A 3230-nucleotide genomic window follows, 5' to 3' on the forward strand; every position below is an offset into this window, starting at 1 on the left:
TGCGAGCCCCAAAGCGTAGCGCCGCAAGGCGAAGCCGCAGCGGAGGCCCCAAAAAAAACGCCTACTCCTTATAGCAGGAATAGGCATTTTGTATAGAAAGCTGAGGCTAGCGCTTAGTGTCCTCCACCTGTGGGGGCGGCATGGCTAGCGGTATCAATAAGGTAAGGTTCTACGAAGGGGTGCATGATCAAGAAAACGATGGCTCCGGCAAAGAAACCCAAAAGGGCCAACCAGGCAATTTTCTTCATATACCACATAAAGTCGATTTTTTCCATACCCATAGCGGCCACACCAGCGGCAGAACCAATGATGAGCATAGATCCTCCGGTACCGGCAGAATAGGCCAAGAAATGCCAGAGTTTGTGGTCCATCACATACTCTTCGGTAGAGTACATCCCCATAGCGGCGGCCACCAAAGGCACATTATCAATTAGGGCAGAACCGAGGCCCAAAATAGCCACTACAAGGTCCAAACCAACTACACCGGGTAGGTATTCTTTTTCAGAAGGGAAGACGCCGTTCATGGCTTCGGCCAAATCCTTAAGTACATTGAGGGACTCTAGAGAGGCTACGGCCATCAAGATACCGAGGAAGAAAAGGATACTAGACATCTCGATACGAGAAAGGGCGTGGTGAGCAGAGTATTTCTACTTATCTTCAAATTCTTCATCGGGGTGAAGGTACTCTGAGATCAACCAAACAATCCCCAAAGAAAGCATCATGCCCACATAGGGAGGAAGATGCGTTACCGTTTTGAAAATAGGGACGAAAACCAGACCGGCCAAACCAGCAATAAGCATAGTGTCGGCCCCTTTGATTTTTGGGTTTTTCTCTCCCGCATGATTGTCAGAAGTATCGGCAGGGGTGATGTTTCCTTTCATATAAGGCATAGCCGCCATCACGGCTGTAGGAATAATTGCACAGGCAATAGAAGGGAGCAAAAGTGCCAAGACCAAACCAGAAACCGAAATACGGTCACCAATCCAGAGCATAGTGGTGGTTACATCTCCAATTGGCGACCAAGCACCGCCCGCATTGGCAGCAATAACGCCCAAACTGATGAAATAAATGCGCTCTTCTTTAACGGGCACCAATTTGCGAAGCAAAGACACCACTACAATCGTACAAGCGAGGTTGTCTAGGGTTGCAGAAAGGAAAAAGGCCAAAGGCATCACCATCCAAAGCATCGTCGATTTTTTGGTCGTCTTGATGCGATCGGTAATCGCTCCAAAACCACCATGCAAGTCAATTAGCTCTACAATTGTCATGGCGCCGATCAGGAAGATGAGAATTTCGGCAGTTTTACCAATATGATGAAGCAGAATATTATCGAGGGCCGCTTCATGTCCATGATGATCAAAAACCTCGAGATGGCCCAAAGAAACGAAAGCCCAACAGAGGGCCGCCATAATAAGAGCAGGTACCGTTTTATCTAGCTTGAGCGGATGCTCAAACACAATGGCCACATAACCAATGATAAAACTTAAGATAACGGAAAAGAGCATAATTTAATTTATTAGGAGCTTGTTTAAATTTTTTAGTCAGCAGCTAGACTAAGGCAAAAAAAAATGCTGCAAAGCGCTTATTATTGTTGATTACGACAAAAACAAAAAAGGACTTTGCAACATGGTTGTGAATTTATCAAAAGAATTTATTACGGAAAAATATTAGCATTTTTTCCCGAAAAAAAATTGGCTCGAAAAACCAAAGCGCCTCTGTGGCAAATTGTTAAAGCGATAATTTATAGGCTTAAAACAGGTTGTCAGTGGAGAGAATTACCGATACAATCTTTTTTCTCGACTACCTATAACCTCCCAAATAACTACATCATCAAATATTTTAGCTTCAGCTTCTAATTCTATTAAATTTCTTGTTGCAGGATCACGTCCTAAACCTCCATAGAATAATTACATTTGATAAAGATGGAAAAATTCTTCAGCGATTGTTCTTTCTGCTGAAGCAGAACCGAAAGTTATTTCCCTTGCATAACGATCAACATACCCCCTCACCTGGCCGCCAAATTCTTCACTTGTTCGTTCTAAACAAACATCACAAAAATAAATTGGAAGCATGGCATCATTAGCCTCCAAATGATTATTTAAAGTTGTATACAATACATCGAATACTAAAGACTCACTCCTTAGCGTGTTGATTTTTGCTTTAAAAGATTGTGGTACACTGGGGGCATATACAAATTCAAGCCCTTCCAAATCTATTCCTGCAATTGTACTATTCTCCGCAAAAGCATAACAGCTATTCCAAGGGTAATCCGGCGCAAGTGGGTCCACAGACAAAAACCTACCAACCCTCGCATCATGGACACGATACTTAAACACCACTCCCATATCAGGATCCTCCTCTTGCCCATTAAACCCAAAACGATACCCCTCCCCACTCACAAACTTGCGCCCAGGCATTTCCCAACCGAATGGGTAATATAGGCTTGCCGAAGAAACCTGCGCCAGATAATAATCTGCCTGTCCCGTTTGGCTGCTGTCTTGGCCCAAAGATTTATCACTGACCGTAGCCAGTACGTTGCTGAGCTGGTTGGAGAGCTCGTAGCGGCGGCGGCCCAACTCTAGTTGCTGGTAGCTGCTTTGCGCCAAAGCCGTTTTGAGCAGGCTCCCAGCAGGCAAACCAACGGCCCCCGACTCATCCCGATACCTTAAAGCTAAGGTTTTTTTCAAGATTCCCAAACGAGCAGAGCCATATAAATGCAGCTCCTCCAAATACAAACTATCTTTGTCATCGACCAGCGCAATATTTTCTTCATTGTACTGATAAACCGCCAGCACATTCCCCTGCGGGTCACGGACATAATACTGCCCTTCCGATCGAATATCCGCAGGACCATCTACATACAATTTCTTTTTGGCCAAGCGGTTGCCCATGGGGTCGTACTCATACTTCAAGGCATCAGGACCCGGCTTACCCGCCTCAAAATGAACCTCTTGCACCTTGCCCTGTACGTTCCAAACTATCTCCTCCATCTGCTCCGAGCTATCTCGAACCAAATTGCCGATTTCGTCATATTCATAGTTTTGTGAGGATGTTTTTGGGGCCTGCCGCCAAAGGCGGCCGGGCCCTTTCAGGGCTCGCAAGTCTGCTCGGCCCGGCGGGCTTCGCCCTTGGTCTGCCGCTGCGCGGCACCCTTGCAGGCCCCTAGGCCTGCGGCGGCTTCGCCGCCTGCTAGCCGTGGCTGCAGGTTGAAACCAGCAGCCATACAACAA

General features: G+C 46.4%; 2 protein-coding genes and 1 pseudogene. 1 reads left to right on the top strand and 2 read right to left on the bottom strand.

The features are described from left to right. Nucleotides 1–113: 113 nt before the first annotated feature. A pseudogene (gene nhaD, locus SAPGRDRAFT_RS23865) lies at nt 114–1505 on the bottom strand (sodium:proton antiporter NhaD). A gap of 186 nt (nt 1506–1691) precedes the next feature. On the opposite strand from nhaD, the gene SAPGRDRAFT_RS23710 reads away from it, so the two are divergent. After that, nucleotides 1692–1856, top strand: a complete 165-nt coding sequence (locus SAPGRDRAFT_RS23710) for a transposase (protein WP_253271401.1) — start codon at nt 1692–1694, stop codon at nt 1854–1856. A 51-nt stretch (nt 1857–1907) separates the two neighbouring features. Here the strand turns inward: SAPGRDRAFT_RS23710 and SAPGRDRAFT_RS22740 are convergent, their stop codons facing one another. Then, on the bottom strand, nt 1908–3014 hold the full coding sequence (locus SAPGRDRAFT_RS22740) for an RHS repeat domain-containing protein (protein ID WP_156002033.1): 1107 nt from the start codon (nt 3012–3014) through the stop codon (nt 1908–1910). Between the last annotated feature and the right edge of the window lie 216 nt (nt 3015–3230).

Origin of the sequence: Saprospira grandis DSM 2844 (genome assembly GCF_000275825.1) — a bacterium.
Classification (GTDB): Bacteria; Bacteroidota; Bacteroidia; order Chitinophagales; family Saprospiraceae; genus Saprospira; species Saprospira grandis_A.